This window comes from Sphingomonas aestuarii, assembly GCF_054457155.1.
In genome coordinates this window covers 1-22,737 of sequence record NZ_JBTKVV010000007.1, presented here as the reverse complement: position 1 = coordinate 22,737, position 22,737 = coordinate 1, and the positions used below count along the sequence as shown (strand labels likewise).

Annotated in this window: 28 protein-coding genes; 5 read left to right on the top strand and 23 right to left on the bottom strand. The window is 65.5% G+C overall.

Translation table 11 applies throughout. The features are described 5' to 3' along the window. Positions 1 to 4: 4 nt before the first annotated feature. The 12 genes from ACX0GZ_RS12665 to ACX0GZ_RS12610 form a co-directional block, all read right to left on the bottom strand. Positions 5 to 892 carry a cell envelope biogenesis protein TolA gene (locus tag ACX0GZ_RS12665; RefSeq protein WP_458816987.1) on the bottom strand — a complete coding sequence of 296 codons (888 nt, stop codon included), beginning with the start codon at positions 890 to 892 and terminating at the stop codon, positions 5 to 7. Positions 893 to 908: 16 nt separating this feature from the next. Beyond that, a complete protein-coding gene (gene tolR, locus ACX0GZ_RS12660; RefSeq protein WP_458816985.1) occupies positions 909 to 1,340 on the bottom strand; it encodes a protein TolR in 432 nt (143 codons plus the stop codon). Between the two features lie 5 nt (positions 1,341 to 1,345). After that, entirely contained in the window at positions 1,346 to 2,041 is a 696-nt protein-coding gene (gene tolQ, locus ACX0GZ_RS12655; protein ID WP_458816983.1) for a protein TolQ, read from the bottom strand. A 6-nt stretch (positions 2,042 to 2,047) separates the two neighbouring features. Then, on the bottom strand, positions 2,048 to 2,509 hold the full coding sequence (gene ybgC / locus ACX0GZ_RS12650; RefSeq protein WP_458816981.1) for a tol-pal system-associated acyl-CoA thioesterase: 462 nt from the start codon (positions 2,507 to 2,509) through the stop codon (positions 2,048 to 2,050). A 66-nt stretch (positions 2,510 to 2,575) separates the two neighbouring features. Next, complete coding sequence (ruvB, locus tag ACX0GZ_RS12645) at positions 2,576 to 3,598, bottom strand: Holliday junction branch migration DNA helicase RuvB (RefSeq protein WP_458816979.1); 1,023 nt, start codon at positions 3,596 to 3,598, stop codon at positions 2,576 to 2,578. A gap of 107 nt (positions 3,599 to 3,705) precedes the next feature. Beyond that, entirely contained in the window at positions 3,706 to 4,182 is a 477-nt protein-coding gene (locus tag ACX0GZ_RS12640) for a hypothetical protein (protein ID WP_458816978.1), read from the bottom strand. Continuing rightward, entirely contained in the window at positions 4,149 to 4,874 is a 726-nt protein-coding gene (locus ACX0GZ_RS12635) for a ParA family protein (protein ID WP_458816976.1), read from the bottom strand. The genes ACX0GZ_RS12640 and ACX0GZ_RS12635 overlap by 34 nt, the downstream gene beginning before the upstream one ends. After that, positions 4,871 to 5,467, bottom strand: coding sequence for a Holliday junction branch migration protein RuvA (ruvA, locus tag ACX0GZ_RS12630; RefSeq protein WP_458816974.1), 597 nt, complete (start codon positions 5,465 to 5,467; stop codon positions 4,871 to 4,873). The genes ACX0GZ_RS12635 and ruvA overlap by 4 nt, the downstream gene beginning before the upstream one ends. Before the next feature lie 424 nt (positions 5,468 to 5,891). Beyond that, positions 5,892 to 6,380, bottom strand: coding sequence for a crossover junction endodeoxyribonuclease RuvC (ruvC, locus tag ACX0GZ_RS12625; protein ID WP_458816972.1), 489 nt, complete (start codon positions 6,378 to 6,380; stop codon positions 5,892 to 5,894). 34 nt (positions 6,381 to 6,414) lie between these two features. Next, on the bottom strand, positions 6,415 to 7,158 hold the full coding sequence (locus ACX0GZ_RS12620; RefSeq protein WP_458816970.1) for a YebC/PmpR family DNA-binding transcriptional regulator: 744 nt from the start codon (positions 7,156 to 7,158) through the stop codon (positions 6,415 to 6,417). 26 nt (positions 7,159 to 7,184) lie between these two features. After that, the gene (locus tag ACX0GZ_RS12615) at positions 7,185 to 7,424 is read right to left on the bottom strand and encodes a DUF2312 domain-containing protein (protein WP_458816968.1); all 240 of its coding nucleotides are present in this window, start codon (positions 7,422 to 7,424) and stop codon (positions 7,185 to 7,187) included. Between the two features lie 79 nt (positions 7,425 to 7,503). Beyond that, the gene (locus tag ACX0GZ_RS12610; RefSeq protein ID WP_458816966.1) at positions 7,504 to 8,805 is read right to left on the bottom strand and encodes a metal-dependent hydrolase family protein; all 1,302 of its coding nucleotides are present in this window, start codon (positions 8,803 to 8,805) and stop codon (positions 7,504 to 7,506) included. Between the two features lie 251 nt (positions 8,806 to 9,056). Between ACX0GZ_RS12610 and ACX0GZ_RS12605 the strand changes: the two genes are divergently transcribed. Then, positions 9,057 to 9,437 carry a hypothetical protein gene (locus ACX0GZ_RS12605; protein ID WP_458816964.1) on the top strand — a complete coding sequence of 127 codons (381 nt, stop codon included), beginning with the start codon at positions 9,057 to 9,059 and terminating at the stop codon, positions 9,435 to 9,437. Between the two features lie 110 nt (positions 9,438 to 9,547). Here the strand turns inward: ACX0GZ_RS12605 and ACX0GZ_RS12600 are convergent, their stop codons facing one another. The 9 genes from ACX0GZ_RS12600 to ACX0GZ_RS12560 form a co-directional block, all read right to left on the bottom strand. Next, positions 9,548 to 9,826 (bottom strand): hypothetical protein, encoded by a 279-nt coding sequence (locus ACX0GZ_RS12600; protein WP_458816962.1) that lies wholly within the window; start codon positions 9,824 to 9,826, stop codon positions 9,548 to 9,550. A 94-nt stretch (positions 9,827 to 9,920) separates the two neighbouring features. After that, positions 9,921 to 10,898, bottom strand: coding sequence for a cysteine synthase A (locus ACX0GZ_RS12595; RefSeq protein WP_458816960.1), 978 nt, complete (start codon positions 10,896 to 10,898; stop codon positions 9,921 to 9,923). A gap of 183 nt (positions 10,899 to 11,081) precedes the next feature. Continuing rightward, entirely contained in the window at positions 11,082 to 11,411 is a 330-nt protein-coding gene (locus ACX0GZ_RS12590) for an Mpo1-like protein (protein WP_458816958.1), read from the bottom strand. 39 nt (positions 11,412 to 11,450) lie between these two features. Then, entirely contained in the window at positions 11,451 to 12,557 is a 1,107-nt protein-coding gene (locus ACX0GZ_RS12585; RefSeq protein WP_458816956.1) for a hypothetical protein, read from the bottom strand. Between the two features lie 72 nt (positions 12,558 to 12,629). Continuing rightward, on the bottom strand, positions 12,630 to 13,034 hold the full coding sequence (locus ACX0GZ_RS12580; protein WP_458816954.1) for a hypothetical protein: 405 nt from the start codon (positions 13,032 to 13,034) through the stop codon (positions 12,630 to 12,632). A gap of 806 nt (positions 13,035 to 13,840) precedes the next feature. Continuing rightward, entirely contained in the window at positions 13,841 to 14,863 is a 1,023-nt protein-coding gene (locus tag ACX0GZ_RS12575; protein ID WP_458816952.1) for an OmpA family protein, read from the bottom strand. Beyond that, positions 14,860 to 15,414, bottom strand: a complete 555-nt coding sequence (locus ACX0GZ_RS12570; RefSeq protein WP_458816950.1) for a hypothetical protein — start codon at positions 15,412 to 15,414, stop codon at positions 14,860 to 14,862. Before ACX0GZ_RS12570 ends, ACX0GZ_RS12575 begins: the two co-directional genes overlap by 4 nt. Before the next feature lie 148 nt (positions 15,415 to 15,562). Further along, the gene (locus ACX0GZ_RS12565) at positions 15,563 to 17,431 is read right to left on the bottom strand and encodes an ABC-F family ATP-binding cassette domain-containing protein (protein WP_458817125.1); all 1,869 of its coding nucleotides are present in this window, start codon (positions 17,429 to 17,431) and stop codon (positions 15,563 to 15,565) included. Positions 17,432 to 17,690: 259 nt separating this feature from the next. Continuing rightward, on the bottom strand, positions 17,691 to 18,497 hold the full coding sequence (locus tag ACX0GZ_RS12560; protein WP_458816948.1) for a TonB family protein: 807 nt from the start codon (positions 18,495 to 18,497) through the stop codon (positions 17,691 to 17,693). Positions 18,498 to 18,509: 12 nt separating this feature from the next. Between ACX0GZ_RS12560 and ACX0GZ_RS12555 the strand changes: the two genes are divergently transcribed. The 3 genes from ACX0GZ_RS12555 to ACX0GZ_RS12545 all read left to right on the top strand — a co-directional run bounded on the left by ACX0GZ_RS12555 (position 18,510) and on the right by ACX0GZ_RS12545 (position 20,100). Then, entirely contained in the window at positions 18,510 to 18,983 is a 474-nt protein-coding gene (locus tag ACX0GZ_RS12555; protein ID WP_458816946.1) for a GreA/GreB family elongation factor, read from the top strand. Beyond that, positions 18,983 to 19,162, top strand: a complete 180-nt coding sequence (locus ACX0GZ_RS12550) for a hypothetical protein (RefSeq protein WP_458816944.1) — start codon at positions 18,983 to 18,985, stop codon at positions 19,160 to 19,162. Before ACX0GZ_RS12555 ends, ACX0GZ_RS12550 begins: the two co-directional genes overlap by 1 nt. Positions 19,163 to 19,323: 161 nt before the next feature. Next, on the top strand, positions 19,324 to 20,100 hold the full coding sequence (locus tag ACX0GZ_RS12545) for a hypothetical protein (protein WP_458816942.1): 777 nt from the start codon (positions 19,324 to 19,326) through the stop codon (positions 20,098 to 20,100). Between the two features lie 150 nt (positions 20,101 to 20,250). Here ACX0GZ_RS12545 and ACX0GZ_RS12540 read toward each other — a convergent pair whose 3' ends face one another. Beyond that, positions 20,251 to 20,412, bottom strand: coding sequence for a hypothetical protein (locus ACX0GZ_RS12540; RefSeq protein WP_458816940.1), 162 nt, complete (start codon positions 20,410 to 20,412; stop codon positions 20,251 to 20,253). A 255-nt stretch (positions 20,413 to 20,667) separates the two neighbouring features. After that, entirely contained in the window at positions 20,668 to 21,051 is a 384-nt protein-coding gene (locus ACX0GZ_RS12535) for a DUF1244 domain-containing protein (RefSeq protein ID WP_458816939.1), read from the bottom strand. 77 nt (positions 21,052 to 21,128) lie between these two features. Between ACX0GZ_RS12535 and pyk the strand changes: the two genes are divergently transcribed. Beyond that, entirely contained in the window at positions 21,129 to 22,592 is a 1,464-nt protein-coding gene (gene pyk / locus ACX0GZ_RS12530; protein ID WP_458816937.1) for a pyruvate kinase, read from the top strand. Positions 22,593 to 22,737 lie beyond the last annotated feature (145 nt).

Below are 22,737 nucleotides of genomic sequence, written 5' to 3'. Positions count from 1 at the left end.
TGCGTCAGCCGGGCAGTCGGTAATTGATGATGATGTCCTGCCAGCCGCCCTCATAAAGTTCGGCGGGCAATTCATAGGGCGCGCACTGGATAACGGCGGCGCGGGCAAGTTCGCCGACGCGCTCGGCATAGCGGCGATTGTCGTCGTCCACGCCGGTCTGCCCCCGAATTTCGGGGCGCGCGGCAAGCGATCCGTTGCGCTGCATCTGCATGCGCAATCGGGTGCGGATCTGGTTCGCGCCGGGACCGGGGCTGGCGATGCGATTGGCGCAAGGCTGGACCTGACGCGCGATCGCGTCGGCCAGACCGGCGACGGCGGCGCCGCTCACCGCCTGGGCGCGCGGCGTCTGCGCTTTGCCTTCGCTTTGGTTGGCGACTACGCCCTTCAGGAAATTATCGCCCAGCCGCGAGCTGCGCGGGGTAGCCTTGGCGGCGGTGCTTTCCCCTGTAGCCTTGGATTTTTCCGCTGTGCGCGTCGGGGTCTTGGGCGCAGCCTCGCGCACTGGGGCAGCCTTGGGCGCTGCTTTTTCGGGCGCAGGCGCCGGGCGTTTCGGGGCGGCCTTGGGCGCGGCCTTGGGTACCGGGGCGGGCGCAGGCGCGGGTTCTGGCTGCGGCGCGGGCGGTTGCGGCTCGGGCGCTGGCTCGGGTGCGGGTGCAGGCGGCGCGGCATCCTCCAGCGGACCAGGATCGGGCGCCATCGATTCCGCCGGTGCCTCAACCGAAGCCGGTGCCGCCGCCTCGAACGCGACTTCATCCACCAGCGAAATGTCGATCGGCTGCGACTTCAACTCATTGGCGTTAGGCGTCGCTAAAAAGCCGACCGACAACACGCCGAACAGCACGGCATGGCCGATAATCGCGACCGCAAGCCCGGTGCCCTCGCCCCGGTTCATGGACTCCGCCCCTGCATCACTGGCCCTGCGCGTCCGTCACCAGCGCCACGCGGTTCAGCCCGGCGCGGTTGAGTTCGCCCATCACCCGCATCACGCGCCCGTAGTCGAGTGCACGGTCGGCACGCAGAAAGATTTGCGGCGGCGTCTCGCCCCCATCGGCAGCAATCCGCGCGAACGCGTCGGCCAGACCCGCCTCGGTCACCTGCTGTTCGCCGACGAAAATCTGGCCGCCATCATCCAGCGACACCTGGATCGGCTCCTGCTCCTGATCCAGCGGCTTGGCACGGCTGTCGGGCAGGTTCACCGGCACGCCCGCCGTCAACAGCGGCGCGGTCACCATGAAGATGATGAGCAGCACCAGCATCACGTCGACGAACGGCGTGACGTTGATCTCCGCCATCGGCGCGGCGCGCTTGCGGCCCTTGGCCGAAGGGAGTTGCATCCCCATCGCGCTTAGCGCCCCGCGACGTCGAGCTGGCGGCTCAGCGTCGAATGGAACCCGTCGGCAAAGCGATTGAGACGGGATTCGATGCGGTTGATCGAATGGCCGAAGCGGTTGTAGGCGATGACCGCCGGGATCGCCGCAAACAGGCCGATCGCGGTCGCGAACAACGCTTCCGCCAGCCCCGGTGCCACGACCGCCAACGACGAATTCTGCTCGGCCGCGATCGCGGTAAAGCTGCGCATGATGCCCCATACGGTGCCGAACAGCCCGACGAACGGCGCGACCGAACCCACCGTTGCCAGCACGTTCAGCCGGTCGGACAGATTATCGACCTCGTTCGCTACCGCCGAACCCATGGTGGTCGCCAGCCGGTCGCGCACGCCGTCGCGGTCGATCGGCTTGGTCGTGGTGGAACGCCGCCATTCGGCAACGCCTGCGGTAAACACCCGCGCGATCACCAGGTCGCTGTTCGAATGCATCCGGTGGAACGCGTCGACATCGTCGGCCTTGTTGAAATCATCCTCGAACTTGACGATCGACTTCTTCACGCCGCCCAGCCGCCGCCAGAAGCTGACGATGATCGCCCAAGTCCAGATGCTGGCCGCGAGCAGGCCGATCATCACCGCCTTCACCACCCAGTCGGCCTGAAGAAACAGCCCGAGCGGCGACAGTGTCGCGGCTTCGGTATTGACCATGAAATCCATTGCGGATCAGTTCCCCTTCCAGATCAGCGGCTGAAACGCCTGGACCCAGGCAGCCGGTTGTCGTGTTGGCCGCCCGGATGCGGAGACGAAGGCCGCCTCCACGTTCGCGTCGGTCAATATCGTATCTCCGCGCATGACTCTCTGATGAATGAGCACGCTGGCGGCACGAATTTTGGTCACGCGGCTGACGACGACCAGTTCGTCGTCGAGCCGCGCGGAAGCGTTGTAACGGATATTCAGGTCGCGCACCGCATAGACGCCCTCGCCAGCCTCATGCGCGCTACGCTGATCGACCCCCAGCACGCGCAGGAAATCGGAGCGTGCGCGCTCCATATAGCGCAGGTAATTGGCATGATAGACGATGCCCGACAGGTCGGTATCCTCGAAGAACACGCGCAGCGGAAAGCGATGCTCGCCATCGGCGACGCGGCCCGATTGGGGTTTGTCGAGATCAACCATCGCATCCATCGCCGCTGCGCCTACCCATAGGTCGTGGCGGAAGGAAGGCATTCCGTAGCGTTCCGCGTATTTTCCTCAGTCGAACAGCCCGTCCTGCACGGTGGATGGCGGCTCGATCCCCAGATGCTTCCACGCCGCCCCGTTCAGGCACCGCCCCCGCGCCGTCCGCGCGATCAGGCCGATCTGGATCAGATAGGGCTCGATCACCTCTTCGACGGTATCGCGCGGCTCCGAAAGCCCCGCCGCCAGCGTCTCGACGCCCACCGGCCCGCCGCGATAGATGTCGGCGATCATCGTCAGATACCGCCGGTCCATCGCATCCAGCCCCAGCGCATCCACTTCCAGCCGGTTGAGCGCCGCGTCCGCCGTCTTCGCATCGACGATCCTTGCCCCCGCGACATTGGCGAAATCGCGCACCCGGCGAAGCAGCCGCCCGGCGATCCGCGGTGTCCCCCGCGCGCGCCGCGCAATCTCCTCAGCCCCATCGGGCGACACCGCCAGATCGAGCAATCCCGCCGCGCGCTCGATCACGCGGCGCAACTCGTCCACCGAATAGAATTGCAGCCGAATGGGAATCCCGAACCGGTCGCGCAAAGGCGTGGTCAGCAACCCCTGCCGCGTCGTCGCGCCCACCAAAGTAAAGCGCGGCAGATCGATCCGCACCGACCGCGCCGATGGCCCCTCGCCGATCATCAGATCAAGCGCGCGGTCCTCCATCGCGGGATACAGCACCTCCTCGACCGCAGGGGCAAGCCGGTGAATCTCGTCGATGAACAGCACGTCGCCATCCTCGAGATTGGTCAGCAACGCCGCCAGATCGCCCGACTTGGCGATGACCGGCCCGGACGTGGCGCGAAACCCCACCCCCATTTCGCGCGCGACGATCTGCGCCAGCGTCGTCTTTCCCAGTCCGGGCGGCCCGAAGAACAGCACATGGTCCAGCGCCTCGCCCCGGCCCTTCGCTGCCTCGATAAAAACGCGCAAATTCTCCCGCGCCGCCCGCTGCCCGACGAATTCGTCAAGCTGCTTGGGCCGCAGCGCAGCGTCGATATCCTCGGCCTTGCGCACAGGCGCGATGATGCGGTCGGTGTCGGTCACCGATTAGCGGCAGAGACAAGCTCAGCCATTCCGTCTTCAATGGCTTTTGCAAACCATTCCATGTCCATGCCGATCGCTTCCTGAAGAACAGTTATCTCTGTTTCAATTTAGTCGTTCGCCGCTTCAAACAAGCTAACAGAGTTTTCATACAACTCTATAAGTTCGGCACGTCCGCTAGCAGAGAAAATATCCGCGGCTTTATCGCGCTGAACATGATGCACAAGATTATTTCTGACGATGGTGCAAGCATCCAGAATTTCCGAAAGATCGGGCGAAAATTTCCCAGACGACTTTAACCTTCTTACCAATTTTCCAAAAGTTTGAGAAAATCCCTCATCGTAGAACTCGTCGTAAGCCTGCTCCCAGGCTGCTTTATTCGAATAAGATCGTATGCGGGGAAAGATTTCGACCATAAACAGGGCGTTCAATACCGCGTACTCGACCACGCAGGATGCATGAACGGCTAAACCGAAGTTCGCCATCACCTCTTTTGACTGCTCATTTGATAGAGAATCATCAATGTAACCTGTTGCAGAGAAGGGTCGAACTTTCACCGCGCCATCGCCTTCTCCAGCCGCCGCCACAACTCCGCGACCGCCTCGACCGGCATGGCCGAGCGCCCCATCAGCGCCCCCACCGGCGCGCGTTCCTCGCTCATCCGTTCATAGGCGCTGGCCATCGGGATCACCGGCCAGCCGGGGTGTTTCTCCAACTCCGACCGGTGCAACGCGCGTCTGCGGTCGACCATCGAGAAAACGGGGGCCAGGTGCACCTTCGGTCCCTTTTTCCCTGCGACATGGTCGGCGATCACGTCGAGCGCACGGCGTGATAGTGCTGCAGGGATGACGGGGACGACCACCAGATCGGCAGCGCGCAAAATCTGGTCCGACGTGTCGGTCAGGCCTGGCGGGCAGTCGATGATGATACGATCGTAATCCTTCGCCAACCTCTCGGCGATCTTGGCCAGCCGCTTGCGCTTGCCCAGCCCGTGAAAGGTCACGTCGAGATCGCGCAGCGATTCGTCGGCAGGCAGCAGGTCGAGCCGGTCATAGGCGGTTGGGCGGATCAGCTTCGCCGGATCGCGGTCGCCGGTGATGCCGTCCTCCGCCTTAGCACCCTTTGGATCGTGCCCCAGCATGAAGGTCGCCGCCCCCTGCCCATCCAGATCCCACAGCAAGGTCCGCCGCGACGACAGCGTCGCACTCGCCCAGGCGAGATTGACCGCCAGCGTCGTCTTTCCGACCCCGCCCTTCATCGAATAGACCGCAGCAATCATTTCGCCGCCTTTCGAAGCGCCAGCCGCACCAATGCGTCGAGCCCCGCGCCTGCGCCCAGTTCGTCACTCGCCGCGCCCACCGCAGCACTCGCCTCTGCCGGCTTGAACCCCAGGTTGAGCAGCGCAGACACCGCATCCGCCGACGCGCCACCCGCAGGCGTCGCTCCCGGACTTGCGCCGCCCAAAGCGATCCCGCCCGCCTTGTCCTTCAATTCGCGGACGATGCGTTCTGCAAGTTTCGGCCCGACGCCATTGGCGCGCGCGACCATCGCCTTGTCCTGACGCGCAACCGCGGTGTTCAACTCGTCGGGCGACAGCACCGACTGGATCGCCAGCGCCACCCGCGCCCCGACGCCCTGAACGCTGGTCAACAGACGGAACCAGTCGCGCTCTTCGCCACTCGCAAAGCCGACGAGCCGGATGAAATCCTCCGCCACCAGCATTTCGGTGTGGATCGTCACGATGTCGCCGGTGGCCCCCAGCGCATCGAGCGTCTTGGCCGATGCGCCGACCAGATAGCCGACCCCGCCGACATCGATCACCGCATGGTCCGACGCGGTGGATGCGAGGATGCCTTTCAGGTGCGCGATCATGGAACGGACTTAGAACGAAAGCGCCGGGCGGGGGAAGGGGCTTTGCCTGCCTAGGGTCCAAACTCAATCAGGAGGTCGACGTGATCGCCCGGAGCGGCGGATGGGCAAGGAAGGTCGCGCAGACGCGTAGCGGCGCTACGCGCAAGCGGCCTGACGCCGCCCACCCGTCGCTCCGGGCGACCGCTTTGCGGCGGGCCGATTTCGGCGCCAGGCAGCGTTGCTCGTCGGGCACGATGCTCAAGCATCGCGCCTTCCTCGCGCCTTGCCTGACACCAAAATCGGCTCCGTCACGTCGATCTCCTGATTGAGTTTGGACCCTAGCCTCACCCGTTCGTTTCGAGCGAAGTCGAGAAACGTGGGTCAATCGCTTGTGGCGTGTTTCTCGACTTCGCTCGAAACGAACGGAAACGGGGGCGAGAAAAAATCAACGCATCCCCATCCGCGCACTCGCCGCATGATGCGCGTGGCAGATCGCAACCGCCAGGGCGTCCGCCGCATCCGGCCCGTCGATCTTCACCCCCGGCAACAGCCGCCCAACCATCGCATGGACCTGCGTCTTGTCGGCATTGCCGACGCCGACCACCGACTTCTTGACCAGCCGCGCGGCATATTCGCCAACCTCGATCCCGGTGCGTGCCGCCGCGCACAGGATCACGCCGCGTGCCTGGCCCAGCTTCAGCGTCGATTGCGGATTGGCGTTGACGAACACTTCCTCGACCGCCGCCGCCTGGGGCGCATGATCCGCGATCAACGCGGACAGCATCGCGTCGAGATGCGCGAGACGGCGGGGCAATGCCGCCTGCGCATCGGTCTTCAACCGCCCATTGGCGATGTGGGTCAGGCGATTGCCCTCGGCGCGGATCAGGCCCCAGCCGGTGGTGCCGAGACCGGGGTCGAGGCCGAGGATGATCACGGACAATTCCTCCCCGATTGGGGGAGGAGCTTGCTCACCCCAATTTCTCCATCACTTCGTCGGACACATCGTAATTGCCCCACACCGTCTGGACGTCGTCGTCATCGTCGAGCACGTCGATCAGCTTGAAGAGGGTCGCGGCATCGCCCTCGTCCACCGACACCGTCAGTTGCGGGCGCCAGGCGAGCTTCGCGCCTTCGGCTTCGCCCAGCACCGGTTCCAGCGCCTTGGCGACTTCGTGCAGCGATTCGACCGCGGTCCAGATTTCATGGCCGTCCTCGGACGAAGATACATCCTCCGCGCCTGCTTCCAGAGCCGCTTCGAACACCTTGTCGCCGTCGCCGACGGTGGCGGGATAGGTGATCAGCCCCATCCGGTCGAACCCGTGGCTGACCGAATTGGGCGCGCCCAGATTGCCGCCATTCTTGGCCATCGCGGTGCGGACGTTGGTCACCGTGCGGTTGCGGTTGTCGGTCAGCGTTTCGATGATCAGCGACACGCCGCCGGGACCGAAGCCCTCATAGCGGATTTCCTCGTAATTCTCGGTATCGCCGCCCGAGGCCTTGTCGACCGCGCGCTGGATATTGTCCTTGGGCATCGACTGCGCCTTGGCCGCGTTGATCGCGGCGCGCAGGCGCGGGTTCATGTCCGGGTCGGGCATCCCCATCTTGGCCGCCACGGTGATTTCGCGGCTGAGCTTGGAAAAGAGCGATGAGCGCTTCTTATCCTGGGCACCCTTGCGGTGCATGATGTTCTTGAATTTGGAATGGCCTGCCATGAGTCTCTCGTCGTCGGCGGCGACGCTCAGGCGATGCCGAGCGCGGCCTTGTAGGTTTCGAGCAGCATTTCGGCTTCTTCGCGATGATGCTTTTCCATCTTCCGCAGGCGGATGATGGTGCGCATCGTCTTGGTGTCGAAACCGGTTGCCTTGGCTTCGCCGTACACGTCCTTGATGTCGTCGGCGATGCCCTTCTTTTCTTCTTCCAACCGCTCGATACGCTCGATCAACAGGCGCAACTGGTCGGCGGCGACAATCTCGCTCATGCGAAAACTCCAAATGAATAGCGTTGAGGCGCGCGTCTAGGGCAAGCCGCGCGCCTTTCGCAACCGCATGTCGCGCGGTTTATCGCACGCCCTTGTGGACAACCCCGTGGCGCATGACGAAATCGACGCGTTCGAGCCGCCGGACATCGTCGAGCGGGCTGCCGGTCACCGCGATGATGTCCGCCGCGCGGCCCGGGGCGATGACGCCCAGCGACTCGCTCATGCCCAGCGCGTCGGCGGCATCGACGGTCGCGGCGCGGATCGCGCGCGCGGGCGTCATCCCTGCCTCGACCATCAGCGCGAATTCCTGCGCATTCTCGCCATGGGGCGACACCCCGGCATCGGTCCCGAACGCGATCTTCACGCCGCTCGCGATCGCGCGCCGGTGGCTTTCGAGCGCGGCGGCGGCGGCTTCCTCGGCCTTGGGAATGGTCGCCGGGGGCAATTGCCCTGCCCGCGCCTGCGCCAGTGCCGCGCGCGGGGCGAGCATGGTCGGGACCAGCCATGTCCCCTTCGCCTTCATCGCGTTGATCGTCGCCGCATCCAGGAACGTGCCGTGGTCGATCGTGTCGACGCCTGCCTCCACCGCTGCGCGCGTGCCCTCCGCCGCATGGCTGTGCGCCGCGACCTTGCGGCCCAGCCCGTGCGCGGTGTCGATGATCGCCTTCATCTCGTCGGGCTCCATCGCACGGCCAAGCCCGCCCGAGACGTTCGACAGCACGCCGCCCGTCGCCATGAACTTGATGACCTGAGCGCCGAGTCCGACCTGTTGGCGCACCGCGCGCCTGCAATCCTCGACCCCGTCACAGGTATTGATCTGATGCTGGTGGACCATATCGGCGATATCGGCGCGCAGACCGTTGGTGCCGTCGCCATGCCCGCCGGTTACCGAAATGCCGTTCCCGGCCTGAACGATCGTGGGCCCGACAACGTCGCCGCGCGCGATCCCGTCGCGCAGCGCCCGCATGCCCCTCGCGTGTCCGCCCAGGTCACGGACCGTGGTGAACCCGGCCATCAGCGTGTCGCGCGCATTGCCGGTGGCGTAAATAAGGTCGTCGACATCCTCGCGGCTCATCGCCGTCGCGCGCCGCTGGAGCGGTTCGCCGCGAAAGCCCCAGAGATGGACGTGCAGGTCGATCAGGCCGGGCAGCACGAACTTGTCGGAGAGGTCGACCAGCATCGCCCCGCCTTCGGGCGCGACATGGCCGTCGCGAATCTCGACCACGCGGTCGTCGCGGACGATGATGGTGGAAGCGCCACGCGGGCGCTCGCCCGGCCGGTCGAGCAGCTGTCCGGCATGGATGTAGCTGACCGTCGTTGTCGCGGCAGCGGACGGCGGCGGCGTCTGGCCCCGAGTCGCGCCCGCAAGCAGAGTCCCCATCGCAACCCCTGCCCCCACGAACAGCGCCATTTTCAAGCGCGAACAGCGCGTCCCCGTCCCTGTCGTCATGTGATCCTGCCCCTTTTTCGGTTGGAGTAAGGCGCAAAAGCCGGGCACGCGCAAGCGCCAGCGAAAGGGGGCTGAACCCATACTGAAACATCGAAGCCTTTTTCGCGCCGCAACAGAAAAATAACGCAGCGTCAACGGGGCTCTTGACGATTCCCTTCGCGTGCGCGAAGCAGCCACCCGCTATGCACAAAACCTCCCTTTCGATTTTCGCCGCGACGGCGATGCTGTCGCTTGCCGCTTGCGGCTCCAACGAACCCGAAGTGCTCGACGGCCGCGCGCCCGATCCGCTCGCGTCGCAGATCGCGAATGCGCCTGCGGTCGAACTGCCGCCCGCAATCGTCGCCCGCACGACGCTGCGCTGTGGCGACAACAGCCTGATCTATGTCGATTTCTTCCAGGGTGACGAACTCGTCAATTTCCGGGCCGAGGAGGGCGACGCGCCGACCCAGCTTCGCGCCGAAGCCGCTGGCCAGCCCTACACCAACGGTGACATCACGATCGAAGGCAATGCGCAGCAGGTCAGCGTGACTCGCGGCGGATCGACGCTCAACTGCAAGGCCTGACCGGGGCCAGAACGTATTCACGTTAAAGAAGGGTCGGCGGAGCAAACCGTCGGCCCTTTATTGTTTCGATAAGGTCGCATCCGGGAAAGGTGCCGCGCGGGCACCCTGTATTATTGAGCGGGAACCGGAACCGGTGTGATTTCGGTCGCAGGCGCAGCGGTGTTCGCCGTGCTGGGCGATACGCCCAGTTCCGCCAGCGGCTCCTCGGTCTTGGGCGCGGTCGTCGATGCGGAGGGTGCAGCGGTCAGGTCAGCGACCACATTGGGGCGTGGCGCACCGATGGCGGTCACCGGTTCCTCGTTCGAGGCCGATGTATAGATGGCACTTCCGACACCGATCAACAGCACCACCGCCGCCAATCCCGTCATGCCCACGCGGATGCGTTGCATCGCCTGCGTGCTATCGTGCGAACCCGACTGCATAAGCGTGGCATCCGGGTAACACCGGAATTGAAAACTGTCCAGTTTTGCCGTCAAGCGCGACTCAGCCGCGGGCCGGCAAGCCCTTTTCGGCAAGCCAATCATCGTTGTAGAGCGTCGACAGATAGCGGAAACCGGTATCGCACAGGATCGTCGCCACGCGCTTGCCCGGCCCCAAATCGCGCGCCAGCCGCACCGCGCCCGCGACGTTGATCCCCGACGACAGCCCCAGGCACAGACCCTCTTCGTCGAGCAGGCGGCGGGTCCATTCCAGCCCCTCCTCGTCCGAAATCCGGTATTGGGTGTCGATCGGCGCGCCTTCCAGATTGGCGGTGATCCGCCCCTGCCCGATGCCTTCGGCCACCGAATTGCCCTCGGCCTTCAACTCGCCATGCGCGTAATATTCGTAGAGCGCAGCGCCATGCGGGTCACTCAATGCGATGGTGACAGATTCGTCGAATTCCTTGAGGCCGAGGCCGACGCCAGCCAGCGTCCCGCCGGTACCGACCGCGCAGGTAAAGCCATCGATTCGGCCCTCCATCTGCTCCCAGATTTCGCGCGCCGTGCCGACGATGTGCGCGCGTCGGTTGGCGATATTGTCGAACTGGTTGGCCCAGACCGCATTTTCCGTCTCCTCGGCGATGCGGCGGCTGGTGTGGACGAAATGGCCGGGGTTCGAATAGGGCGCGGCGGGAACCAGCACCAGTTCGGCGCCCAGCGCTCGCAGCGTGTCCATCTTTTCGCGGCTCTGCGTCTCGGGCATGACGATGATCGTCTTGTAGCCCTTGGCATTGGCGACCAGCGCCAGCCCGATGCCGGTATTGCCCGCCGTCCCCTCGACGATCGTCCCGCCCGGCCGGATCGCCCCGCGTTCCTCGGCGTCCTGGACGATGAACAGCGCCGCGCGATCCTTCACGCTCGCGCCCGGATTGGCATATTCGCATTTGCCGAAAATATCGCATCCGGTCGCCTCGCTCGGCCCGTTCAGGCGCACGAGCGGGGTGTTGCCGATCAGGTCGAGCGTGGTGTTGGCGGTGGTCATGCCCGACTAGATGGCGCGACTGCGCAGCCGGGGCAAGCAAGGTTGGTTTCGATCGTTACAATCGCTTGTTGTGAACGCCCTTCCCCGTTCGTTTCGAGCGAAGTCGAGAAACGTGTTGCGGGCGCAGTGAAAGCGTTTCTCGACTTCGCTCGAAACGAACGGAAAGACCGGGATAAGATCAGTTCAAGATCGCACCCCGGCTGCCTTCAGATGCGGTCCCAGCCGCCCGGTCAGCCACAGGAAAAACATGCGGTAATCGCTGACCAGCGACCAGAGCGGGTGGGTGAAGGTCGCGGGGCGGTTCTTCTCCACTCGGAAATGCGCGAACCAGGCGAAACCATATCCGGCAAGCGGCACCGCCAGCCACCACCACCCGCCCGACAGGATCGCGAGCCCCAGAAACACGAAGGTCAGCGCGGTTCCGGCATAATGAAGGTTGCGCGTCTCCGCCCGCGAATGCTCGCGCAGATAATGGGGCCAGAACTCGGCATAGTGTTGGATGCGGTTCAACATGGCCGCGATGCTAACCCCAAATCGTGCTCCCGTCACCCGTCACGCGTCGCTCTTCGAAGCGCCGCGTGCCGCCACCCATGCCTGCCAATCCGATTGCAGCGTATCGATATCGGTGGCGATGCCCAGCGACGCACCATGCCGCGCCAGCCAGTCGGCGGTCGTGCCCCCGGCCGCGAACGTGTCGGCCGCCGTCACGAACGCCCGCGACGGCCCGGCGCGCTCGATCAGATAATCGGCGAACAGCCTCGACTGGAGATAGAACAATATGCCTTGGTCGGCGGCAAACCGAGACTCTTCTGCGCCAAGCACCATGATGCTTGCGGTCCGCTTGGCCTCTGGCGACGAAGACGTCGCAATCGCTGCCAGCGCAGGGTGCGCCATCGTCAAATAGGTTTTCAGATCGAGCAGGCGATCCCGCGTCGCCGACCCGGTCGTCAGACGTCGGTCGAAATCGTCGCGCCGATTGCGCGCCGTTGCCTCGTCCTCCATCAGCACCGCCGCCAGTTCGTCCATCCAGTCCGGTCCGGGACCCCCGTATCGACGCGGCGCGCCTTCCGGTTGCGGCGGTGCATCGGGCCACCAACCGCGCATGAGCCAGCCATGTCCCAATTCGTGGGGGACGACGCCCCGTTCCCGCTGCACAACCGCTTCGGGCGAGAAGCGTGACGCATTTTGAGCCAATGCAGCAGCAACCATCCGCTCTGCGGCGTCGGGCGCCAGCCCCTGCGCCTGTGCGCGTGTTTCCACCACGCGACGAAGCGATTCGTTGATCCGTTCGGCAAAGAAAGCGGGCGACAGCCACGGCATCCGCCAGACATAGCCCGCCGCCGCCAGCGCATCGCCGATCGCAGGGTCGAGCGTGCCGTCGCCCTCAATCACGGCATAAGGCGGGGGCGTGCGGTCAAAATGGCGGGCAAAGCGCACCTCGCCTTCCGCCGCCAGCGCCGCGAGCGCGGCGGCGCGATCCGCGGTTGCCGCCAGCACGACGCCGTGAGGAGCGTCCGCACACTGCCCGACCTGCGTCGTGATGCCCGCAATCGTGGCGCATCCGCGCGGTTCGTCCTGCATGGCACGTGCCGGCGTGCCCATCAGCGCCAGCAGCGCCAGACTTGTCAGACAGACCCGATGGCTTGGCGACGTTCGCATACCCTTCCTCCCTCAATCGAAGGGAGGAAGCTAGATTCGACTACATCTGTAGTCAATAGCCATCGCAACTCGTTACGCCGAACGCTTGATTCGCGTTACATCGTCCAGCCCATCGGCGAACAGCCAGGTTTCCGCCGACTCGACATCCTCGAAGCATTTCGCCTCCCGGCCGTTTAGCGCGCGCATCAACTGGCTGCGCGCCAGCGTCGGCGCGGCGACGAACGCCAGCTTGTGCGAACGATGGACCGGATCGGCAAGCATTTCGCGGAACGCCACCACGCTTTGCTGCGGCTGGATTTTCATGTTGCGCAGATCGGTGAGCGTCCGATGCCGGTTCGGCCCGCACGTCAGGCGGCGATGCGCGACCGTGCGTTCGCGCAGGAACCGGTGAATATCCTCCGGCTCGAACAGCCCGTGCATTTCGATCCGCACCAGATCGCGGGCGGGATCGACTTGAATCGCAAACGCTGCACTCATGGGAGGAATTCTACCGATGGCCGCGCTACCAAAATGCTAACGGCGCCACCGCGATGACACCGTCAGCCATAACCTCAACTCATGCCTTGCGCCCCGCTGCCCATCGATCCATCAGCGCCTCCAGCACCGAAACCGGCATCGCGCCCGCGCCCAGCGCCGTGTCGTGAAAGTCACGCAGACCCAACCGGTCGCCCAGTTCCGCTTCAACCGGCCGCGCAAGGCCACCCAGCGCTTCTGTCCGAGGCGGAACCTCTAGGGTCAGGACCCACTAACGTCGCGGATCGTGATGTCGCCCTGCGGGTTCGTGGCAAGGAGGGCATTGCCCCGTCGAGGGGGTTTGACGCCGCCACGGACCTGCATGGCGACACTCCGAAGGGGCGGGGCGGGAAAGCGGCCTGACGGCGTTGCGCGATTGCCACATAGCGTTGCGATCTGCCGCACGCGCGCCCTGCCAGCCCATTTTTCCGCCACCGTCACGACCGCGCCGTTAATGGGTCCTGACCCTAGCTTGCAACCGGCAGAGCCTGCACCCGCTCGACTTAGGGTCCAAACTCAATCAGGAGATCGACGTGACGAAGCCGATTTTGGTGTCAGGCAAGGCGCGAGGAAGGCGCGATGCTTGAACATCGTGCCCGACGAGCAACGCTGCCTGGCGCCGAAATCGGCCCGCCGCAAAGCGGTCGCCCGGAGCGACGGGTGGGCGGCGTCAGGCCGCTTGCGCGTAGCGCCGCTACGCGTCTACGCGACCTTCCTTGCCCACCCGCCGCTCCCGGCGATCACGTCGACCTCCTGATTGAGTTTGGACCCTAGGGCGCGGTTGACCCTGCCGCCGCCTGCTTCGGCAGAATCACCTCGACCCGCCGGTTGCGCTGGCGCCCGGCCTCGTCGTCCGAACCGTCACTATTGGCGTTGGGCGCGACCGGACGCATCTCGCCCAGCCCGATCGTGTTCAGCCGCGCGGCATCGATGCCCTTTTCGACCAGATAGGCCTTTACCGCTTCGGCGCGCTGTTCGGACAGCCGCTTGTTATACGCATCGTCACCGCGCGCATCGGTATGACCCTCGATGGCGATCTTCCCCTCGCCACTCGCCGCGATCAGCTGCACCAGCCGGTCGAGCGTGGGTTGCGCGCCTGCCTGGATCGTCGCCTTGTCGAAATCGAAGGTCACGTCGCCCGGCAGCGAAACCAATGTCCCGCGATCGGTGTCGACCGCACCCAGTTCGGAGCGCAGTTCCTGCACCGCGCTCAGGCTGCTGGTCGCCTGCCCCGCCGCGCCGAACTGCGATCCGCCGCCGGTCGCCGCACCGAAGCGCCCGGTCGGCGCGGCCTGCATGTTCGACAGCGCCGACGCCTCTGGGATCGAGCCGCCGCGCGATCCGGCCAGCGGCAGCGTGACTTCCAGCCTCGGGTTGCGGGTATATTGCCCGCCCGAATCATGCTCGTTCAGGATCATCGTCGCGTTGCCCGACGACGGCAGCGCGCCTGCGAACACCAGTTCGCCGTCCATCATCCGCCCCGGCTGCACCGCCAGGTCGGGGTTGGTCGTCGACGGCACCAGCATCAGCTTCTCGCCGCTGTCGGTGACGATGTAGCTCCTGTCGGTCAGCGCATCGAGTTCGATTTCGCGGTCCCGCCCGTTGATCACTCGGATGCCGACCACCGCACGCTCGCCCGATGCCCGCACCGACAGCACCTGGAGCACGACGCCGCTTTCGTGCGCGATCTGGGCATCGACCGCCGCGCCATCGCCGCCGCCGATCCCCGCCATACCGCCGTCGCAGGCCGTCAGCGCGATGGCAGCGACAGCCGCCCAGCCCGCGCGCTTCACTGCGCGCCCTCGGTCAGCGGCAGGTCGATGCGGAAGCCGGGGTTGGTCGTATATTGGTTGTCGCCCGATGACTGGTCATTCAGCACCATGACGCCGGTGCGAACCTGGGGCAGGCGACCCAGGAACACCAGTTCGCCCTCGAACGTCTGGCCCGCAGGCACGGTCAGCCGCGCATTGCTGGGCGGCGGCGACAGGAACAGCCGCTCGCCGCTTTCGAGCAGCAGGAATCCGTTGCGATTGTTCGGAAAGCGGTTGAGGTCGATTTCCCGGTCGCGCCCGTTGATAACGCGGATTCCGACCGCGGTATCGGTCTGGCGCGATTGCAGCGAGGTCACCTGAAGCACGACGCCGTTGGGGTGTGCGACCTGCGCGTCCATCGGCTTGGCCTGTCCGCCATTCCACAAGTTCGCCGCGCCCGCGCTGGCGGTCACGCCGCCCGGTGTCGTCGGATCCAGCACCGCATTGGCGCTTTCATTGCCGTCAGTACCGGAATTGCAGCCAGCCAGCGCCAACGCGCCAGCGAGCAGGATAACCGCGTTTTTCGAAGTCATGTCCTGCACCACTCCCTTGTTCGTATCGAGCGGGCAAACGCTTTCGCACCCGAAACGTGCCGCCAAGGGAGTGGAAACAGGCGCATTTGTGCGCGGCAGGACAGCCCTTACCGACCAGACGGTCTAAAGCCGCGATGGCCGGATGGCGTCAGGCGGCGACCTTCTCCAGCACTTCGCTGATCTCCAGCCATTTGGCTTCCAGCGTATCGAGCCGATCGGCAACCTCGGCGCGCTGCTTCATCAGCTCGGTCATGGTCAGCTTCGCAAGGTCGCCTTTCGCCTGATCGGGCGCGAACATCGCCTCGTCCAGCGCCTTGCGCCGCGCGGTCAGCTTCGCGATCTCGCTCTCGGCATCCTTCGCGTCCTTGCGCAGTTCGGCCTGTTTCTCGCGCGCTTCCGCCGCCGCCTTCTTCTCGGCCTTGCGATCGGCCTTGGACAGCCCGTCGGACTTGCCCGCATCGCCCTTCAGGATCATCGCGATATAATCGTCGAGGCTGCCGTCATATTCGCGTGCGGTGCCGTCATCGACCAGCACCAGCCGGTCGGCGGTGAGTTCGACCATGTGGCGATCGTGGCTGACCAGAATCACCGCCCCCGAATAATCGTTCAGCGCCTGGACCAGCGCCTCGCGCGCATCGACGTCGAGATGGTTGGTCGGCTCGTCGAGGATCAGCAGGTGCGGTGCGTCGCGGGTGATGAGCGCCAGCGCGAGGCGCGCGCGCTCGCCGCCCGACAGCTTGCCCACCCTGGTCGTCGCCTTGTCGCCCGAAAAACCGAATCGCCCCAGTTGCGCGCGCACGGCGGCGGGGGTCGCGCCCTTCATGCTGTGCGTCATGTGCTCCAACGGCGTGTCCTCGGTATCGAGTTCCTCGACCTGATACTGGGTGAAATAGCCGACCTTCATCTTGGCCGACGCGTTCATTGCCCCGTCCATCGGAGTCAGCTGCGCCGCCAGCAGCCGCGCGAGCGTCGTCTTGCCGTTGCCGTTCCGGCCCAGCAGCGCGATGCGGTCGTCAGGGTCGAGCCGCAGGTTCAGCCGCTTGAGGATCGGCACCTCGCCATAACCGACGCTGGCGAGGTCGAGGGTGATGAGCGGCGGGCGGAGTTCGCTCGGATTTGGAAAGCCGAACGACAGCGTAGGATCGTTCGCCATCTCTGCGATCGGCTGCATCTTGGCGAGCAGTTTGATGCGGCTTTGCGCCTGCTTCGCGGTCGATGCGCGGGCGGAATTGCGTGCGACATAATCCTGCAACTTGGCGCGCTGCGCGTCCTGATTGGCCTTGGCCGCGGCCAGCTGCGCCATGCGTTCGGCGCGCTGCTTTTCGAACGAATCGTAGCCGCCGGGATAAAGCGTCACCTTGCCGCCCTGCAGATGCAGGATGTGGTCGACGACATTGTTCAGGAAATCGCGTTCATGGCTGACGACGACGATCGTCGCCTTGTACCCGCGCAGGAAATCCTCGAGCCACATGACGGCTTCGAGGTCGAGATGGTTCGACGGTTCGTCGAGCAGCAGCAGATCGGGCTGCGAGAACAGCAAGGCCGCGAGCGCCACGCGCATCTTCCACCCGCCCGAAAAACTGTCGAGCGGCTGCGCCTGCATGTCCTCGTCGAAACCCAGCCCCAGCAGGATCTGTGCGGCGCGCGCGGGCGCGGTGTAAGCGTCGATCGCGATCAACCGCTCATAGACGTCGCCCAGCCGGTCGGGGTCTTCGCACGTCTCGCTCTCGATCATCAGCGCCGCACGCTCGGTATCGGCGGCAAGCACCGTGTCGAACGGCGTCGCGGTGCCCGACGGCGCTTCCTGCGCGATATAGCCGATCCTCGCGCCGCGCGGCATCGTCGCCTCGCCGGTGTCCGGCTCCAGCATTCCCGCGATCACCCGCACCAGCGTCGATTTGCCCGCGCCGTTGCGCCCGATCAGCCCGACACGACTTCCCGGCGGCAGCGAAGCCGTCGCGCGGTCGAGGATGACACGCCCGCCCAGGCGCACCGTGATGTCGTTCAGGTTGAGCATGATGCGAAAGGCCGTTAACAGATGCAGCACGGATTGGCGAGTGGGGGTGGATTTGTTCGGCGCGCCAAGAACTCGACTCAGTTGCGCTTGCCTCATGATCGAACTCTGAAAGCCTTCACACCGTTCGTTTCGAGCGAAGTCGAGAAACGTGAACCACACGCCAGCCCGGCGTTTCTCGACTTCGCTCGAAACGAACGGTGGATGGGTTCCAAATGCGTCATCCCAGCGAAAGCTGGGATGACGCACATCGAGCCCGCCCTTACTCCCGCCGCTCCAGCCACCAGTCCTGCCGCCATCCGCGCACTTCCGCGACCGGCTGACCATCGGCCCCGCGCGCCGGGCGATAGCGGAACCGCCCCTCGATCAACCGGCACGTCGTCGCATCCAACTCGGCATTGCCGCTCGAACCCGTCACCGTGCATCCCCGCGCCCGGCCATCGGTGCCGACGGTAAAGCGCGCGGTCACGCTCCCTTGCGCCCGCGCCCGCCGCGCCGCGCGGGGATAGTCGCGATCGACAATCGCACCGCTGGTCTTTTCCGCGCGCACGCCGCCGCCCCCGCTGCCCTGTCCGTCACCCCCGCGCCCGCTGCCGGTGCCGGTGCCGACTCCGCCGCCGCCCGTCCCCGGTCCGGGCACCGGCGCCGCCCCGGCCGAGCCTTCCGCGCCCACCCCAGCGACCGGCGCGGCGACCACCGGCGTCGGCTGCGGCATCCGGACCGGCGGCGCCACCACCGGCGTCGCCACCGCCTCCAGCGCCGGCGGCGCGGCAGCCCCTTCGTCGCGCGGATCGGCGGCGGGTTCGGGTGCAGGCGGGATTTCGGCGGGCGGCGGGGGCACGCTCAGGTCGAACGCGGCCAGCGACGCCTGCTCGGGCGCATCGAACCGCACGGCCAGCCCCTGCACCAGCACCAGCGCGATCAGCGCGTGAATAGCCGTCACCGCGATCGCAGCGACCACGCGTTCGCGCGGCAAGGTTCGACCCACCCGTTTCATCGCGCGTCTTGTATCATGGCTGCCTGAACGCGACTGGAACATTTGCGCGCCAACGCCCATCTTGGCGCGCATGGAGAGAGCATCATGAGCGTCGCCTTCCGCCGCGAAAGCGACGAGGAACACAAGGAACCCCGGTTCGAACTGCCGCTGCCCCCCGGCCCCAATCTGGTGACCGAACGGGGCCTCGCAATGATGCGCGAGCGGGTGGCGCAGTTCACCGCCGCGGTCGATGCCGCGCCCGATGACGACACGCGTGCGGCGGCGAAGCGCGACCTGCGCTATTGGCAGACGCGCGAGACCAGCGCTCAGATCGCCCAAATTCCCGCCCCCGGCGAGGTCGCGTTCGGCACCCGCGTCACCTTTCGCCTGAACGGTCAGACCCGCACGCTCGATCTCGTCGGCGCGGACGAAGCCGATCCCGAGGCCGGCCGCATCACCTTCACCGCCCCGCTTGCCCAGGCGATGCTCGAGGCCGTGGTGGGCGAGACGGTCGCCTTCAACGGCAAGCCCGACGCGATCGAAATCCTGGACGCCCAACCGATCCCGAAGGACGCCTGATGGCCGACAAGTTCGAACGCCACCGCCAGCCGTGGAAGCCCGACGAGTTGCAGAAACTCCATCGCTTGGCCGCCAAGGGCATGGCCGTGCGCGCCATCGCCAAGGCGCTCAACCGCAGCGAGGAATCGGTAAAGGACCGCGCCAAGCAGGACGGACTGAAGATCGCCAAACTGCATTGAGGGGAAGCCCCCAACCGAATCCGTCATTCCCGCGCAGGCGGGAATCCATAACCCATGTCAGCGCGTATGGATTCCCGCCTTCGCGGGAAGGACGGAAGTGGAAGGGGAACGGAACAATCCCCGTCACCGTTTCCTCGACCTAAAAAATAGGGAGAGGTCGTATGCGTATTATCCTGTTGCTTGCCCTGCCGCTGGCAGCCTGCAATTCATCGCAGGACGAACAGGCGCAGTCCAATGCGACGAGCACAGACAATATCGCGAACGAAGTTCCCGCAGCATTGCCGGAACCGTGGCGGCAGCCGACCGAAGACAATGAATATTTCGTCGCGACCAATGAGCCTTTCATCTCTGCCGAGACCAAAGGAGAGGCGCTCCTGCTCCGCGCCGTCGGCGAAGGCGACCGGGCGATGCGGATCGTGACACGCACGCCCACCCCGGACGGGCGGCGCTTTGTGGCCCGCGATGACCGGGGCGAGGTTATCGTAACCATCAGCGGAACGGCGTGCGAAGACGACATGTCAGGCGCACGCTACCCCCTTACCGGAGCGATCGCGATCGCTGGCCGGCGCGTTGCAAACGGCTGCGCGCGTCCCGCCTCCGCCCCACCCCCAGGCGAACCCGCGCCCGAGGAAACCGCAGACGCCCCGCGCATCCCCGCCGCCTATGTCGGTCGCTGGGACAAAGACCGCGCCGCGTGCCGCAACCCGGCAAGCAGCATCGAAGGCCTGACCATTTCCCCCCGCGAACTGCGCTTCCACGAAAGCCTGGGCATCCCCACCCGCGTCACCCGCCGCGATGCCGACACGATCGCGGTCACCTCGGCTTACGAAGGCGAAGGCTTGGAATGGACTGCCACCCAGACACTGCGTCTCGACGACGGCGACCGGTTGATCGTCACGACGCGCGGGGAGAATTTCGAACGGGTGCGGTGCGGATAACGGGGACAGAAGATTCGCCGACACCCCGCCGCGTGAACCTGAGGGTCAGTCGTGAAGGCTAAACAAAGCAACACGCCCTTGGTCGCATTTGAACTGAACTCATCCGGTGCGGAGCGGGTCGCTGTTCCGCACCGGATGGCCCCCTGACTGTCAATCGAGCGATAAATGCTCGTCCAACAGTCCTAGCTGGACTCGCCGGGCGTAATTGCGGGCAAAAATGCGATGCACATTGGCCGCATCGCTACAGGCAGACCTGCGAGCGCTCTCTTCGGAATTGGCCTGGCGAAGTCGGAGATAATCGAGATCGGTCATGGCAAAGCTCCGTCCGATGGATAAGCGGGAGCATGTTGCCAAGTCTCTCAGTCGTCAGCGCTCAATACACGCAAGTAGCGATAAGCTGACGATGAAAGAACAGTAGAATATTTTACGAACGCAAGATAGCGAATTCGTTCCGTCTACAACCGCCTCATATCAAGGCACGCTGCTGCGCAATTCGGCTATCGAGCGCACAACTGGCAATCGAGCCGAAAAGCGAGACCGCTACGCAATGTCAGGTCTAACCCAACCTCACCGCGCCGGATCGGTCATCGCGGGCGGATCGCTCGCCGGAACGCTCTCCTCCAGCCTTTCGTCCAGCGCATCCTCGCGCGCATTGCGGGCGACGCTTTCCGCCATCCGCCGCAATTGCTCGTCGGTCGCGGGCGATTGGTGCCGCGCTTTCCATTCCTCCGGCGGCATCCCGTGGATCAGCGTCCGCGCCGCGTGCTTGTCGAGCGGGTGATCGGTCCCGGCTGACGGTTCCTCGACCCAGTCGGCCAGGCAATTGCGGCAGAAGCCCGCCAGCCCCATCAGGTCGATGTTCTGCGCATCGCTACGGTGACGAAGGTGTCTGACCAATCGCCGGAAGGCGGCGGCGGCCACGGCATCGTCCAATTCGTCGAGTTCGGCCATTTTCTTGGCTCCTTCCGGTTGATCCGTCGCAAATAGCGGTTAGACCAGCGACCGCACAAGAAGGCGGAACGCTACCCATGACCAAATCGATCCAGCCCCGTACCCGCAAGGTCCGCGTTCTCGCCACTCTCGGCCCCGCCAGCTCGACGCCGGAGATGATCGCGGCACTGTTCGACGCCGGCGCCGACGCCTTCCGCGTCAATATGAGCCACGGCGACCAGGAATCGAAGGTGCCGCTGATCCAGGCGATCCGCAGCCTTGAAAAGAAATATGGTCGGCCGACGACGATCCTCGCCGATCTTCAGGGACCGAAGCTGCGCGTCGGCAAGTTCGAAGGCGGGCGCACGATGCTGGAAACCGGATCGACCTTCACCCTCGACCGCGACCCGACGCCCGGCGACGCCACGCGCGTCGAATTGCCCCACCGCGAGATTTTCGCCGCGATCGCCCGCGACGCGCGGTTGCTGCTCGACGACGGCAAGCTGGTGCTACGCGTGACGGATCACTCGGACGACCGCATCGAAACGGTGGTCGAGGTCGGCGGCGCGCTGTCCAATTCGAAAGGGCTCAACGTCCCCGACGTGGTGTTGCCGATGGCCGCGCTCACCGAAAAGGACCGCAGCGACCTGGCGTTCGCGGTGGAACAGAATGTCGATTGGATCGCGCTCAGCTTCGTCCAGCGGCCCGAGGATCTGGCCGAGGCGCGCAAGCTGATCGGCGGCAAGGCGGCGCTGCTTGCCAAGATCGAAAAGCCCTCCGCCGTCGCGCGGCTGGATGAGATCGTCGAGGCGTGCGACGGCGTGATGGTCGCGCGCGGCGATCTCGGCGTCGAACTGCCGCCGCAATCGGTGCCGCCGATGCAGAAGCGCATCGTCGAGACCGCGCGCCGCCTGGGCCGCCCGGTGGTGGTCGCGACGCAGATGCTCGAATCGATGATTACCTCGCCCTCGCCGACGCGCGCGGAGGTGTCCGACGTCGCTACCGCGGTTTATGACGGGGCCGACGCGATCATGCTGTCGGCGGAAAGCGCCGCAGGCCAGTGGCCGATCGAATCGGTCAGCATGATGAACGCCATCGCGGATGCGGTGGAGCGCGACCCCGCGCACGGCGACCGCGTCCATTTCACCGTCATGCGTCCCGATCCAACCACCGCCGACGCACTGGCCGAGGCGGCAAAGACGATCGCCGCGACGGTATCGGCGAGCGCGATCCTGTGCTTCACCATGTCGGGCTCAACCGCGCGCCGTATTGCGCGCGAACGCCCCTCGGTGCCGATCATGGTGCTGACCCCAAAGCACGAAACCGCCCGTCGCCTCGGCCTGCTCTGGGGCGCGCACGCCGTCCACACCCGCGATGTCGAGTCGTTCGAGGAAATGGTCGCCAAGGCCAAGCGCATGGCTTTGCGCCACAACCTGGCGAAGGGCGGCGACCGCATCGTCGTGTGCGCCGGCGTCCCGTTCGGCGTGCCGGGATCGACCAACGTGCTGCACGTCGTCCAGATCATCGGCGACGAGTTGAAGGGGTATAAGGGCGCAAACTGACGGGCGCGTCCCGTCCTTTCCTAGGGTCCAAACTCAATCAGGAGGTCGACGTGATCGCCCGGAGCGGCGGGTGGGCAAGGAAGGTCGCGCAGACGCGTAGCGGCGCTACGCGCAAGCGGCCTGACGCCGCCCACCCGTCGCTCCC

Bases quoted from the DNA above. Each gene is read 5' to 3' on its own strand.
- ruvA (WP_458816974.1), bottom strand. From the start codon at position 5,467: ATGATCGCGCACCTGAAAGGCATCCTCGCATCCACCGCGTCGGACCAT.
- ACX0GZ_RS12555 (WP_458816946.1), top strand. From the start codon at position 18,510: ATGAGCGTCGCCTTCCGCCGCGAAAGCGACGAGGAACACAAGGAACCC.
- tolQ (WP_458816983.1), bottom strand. From the start codon at position 2,041: ATGGATTTCATGGTCAATACCGAAGCCGCGACACTGTCGCCGCTCGGG.
- ACX0GZ_RS12565 (WP_458817125.1), bottom strand. From the start codon at position 17,431: ATGCTCAACCTGAACGACATCACGGTGCGCCTGGGCGGGCGTGTCATC.
- ACX0GZ_RS12535 (WP_458816939.1), bottom strand. From the start codon at position 21,051: ATGGCCGAACTCGACGAATTGGACGATGCCGTGGCCGCCGCCGCCTTC.
- ACX0GZ_RS12610 (WP_458816966.1), bottom strand. From the start codon at position 8,805: ATGGGGACTCTGCTTGCGGGCGCGACTCGGGGCCAGACGCCGCCGCCG.
- ACX0GZ_RS12570 (WP_458816950.1), bottom strand. From the start codon at position 15,414: ATGACTTCGAAAAACGCGGTTATCCTGCTCGCTGGCGCGTTGGCGCTG.
- ACX0GZ_RS12590 (WP_458816958.1), bottom strand. From the start codon at position 11,411: ATGTTGAACCGCATCCAACACTATGCCGAGTTCTGGCCCCATTATCTG.
- ACX0GZ_RS12665 (WP_458816987.1), bottom strand. From the start codon at position 892: ATGAACCGGGGCGAGGGCACCGGGCTTGCGGTCGCGATTATCGGCCAT.
- tolR (WP_458816985.1), bottom strand. From the start codon at position 1,340: ATGGGGATGCAACTCCCTTCGGCCAAGGGCCGCAAGCGCGCCGCGCCG.
- ACX0GZ_RS12605 (WP_458816964.1), top strand. From the start codon at position 9,057: ATGCACAAAACCTCCCTTTCGATTTTCGCCGCGACGGCGATGCTGTCG.
- pyk (WP_458816937.1), top strand. From the start codon at position 21,129: ATGACCAAATCGATCCAGCCCCGTACCCGCAAGGTCCGCGTTCTCGCC.
- ACX0GZ_RS12550 (WP_458816944.1), top strand. From the start codon at position 18,983: ATGGCCGACAAGTTCGAACGCCACCGCCAGCCGTGGAAGCCCGACGAG.
- ACX0GZ_RS12560 (WP_458816948.1), bottom strand. From the start codon at position 18,497: ATGCGCGCCAAGATGGGCGTTGGCGCGCAAATGTTCCAGTCGCGTTCA.
- ACX0GZ_RS12585 (WP_458816956.1), bottom strand. From the start codon at position 12,557: ATGCGAACGTCGCCAAGCCATCGGGTCTGTCTGACAAGTCTGGCGCTG.
- ACX0GZ_RS12635 (WP_458816976.1), bottom strand. From the start codon at position 4,874: ATGATTGCTGCGGTCTATTCGATGAAGGGCGGGGTCGGAAAGACGACG.
- ACX0GZ_RS12580 (WP_458816954.1), bottom strand. From the start codon at position 13,034: ATGAGTGCAGCGTTTGCGATTCAAGTCGATCCCGCCCGCGATCTGGTG.
- ACX0GZ_RS12540 (WP_458816940.1), bottom strand. From the start codon at position 20,412: ATGACCGATCTCGATTATCTCCGACTTCGCCAGGCCAATTCCGAAGAG.
- ACX0GZ_RS12600 (WP_458816962.1), bottom strand. From the start codon at position 9,826: ATGCAACGCATCCGCGTGGGCATGACGGGATTGGCGGCGGTGGTGCTG.
- ACX0GZ_RS12595 (WP_458816960.1), bottom strand. From the start codon at position 10,898: ATGACCACCGCCAACACCACGCTCGACCTGATCGGCAACACCCCGCTC.
- ybgC (WP_458816981.1), bottom strand. From the start codon at position 2,509: ATGGATGCGATGGTTGATCTCGACAAACCCCAATCGGGCCGCGTCGCC.
- ACX0GZ_RS12545 (WP_458816942.1), top strand. From the start codon at position 19,324: ATGCGTATTATCCTGTTGCTTGCCCTGCCGCTGGCAGCCTGCAATTCA.
- ACX0GZ_RS12620 (WP_458816970.1), bottom strand. From the start codon at position 7,158: ATGGCAGGCCATTCCAAATTCAAGAACATCATGCACCGCAAGGGTGCC.
- ACX0GZ_RS12615 (WP_458816968.1), bottom strand. From the start codon at position 7,424: ATGAGCGAGATTGTCGCCGCCGACCAGTTGCGCCTGTTGATCGAGCGT.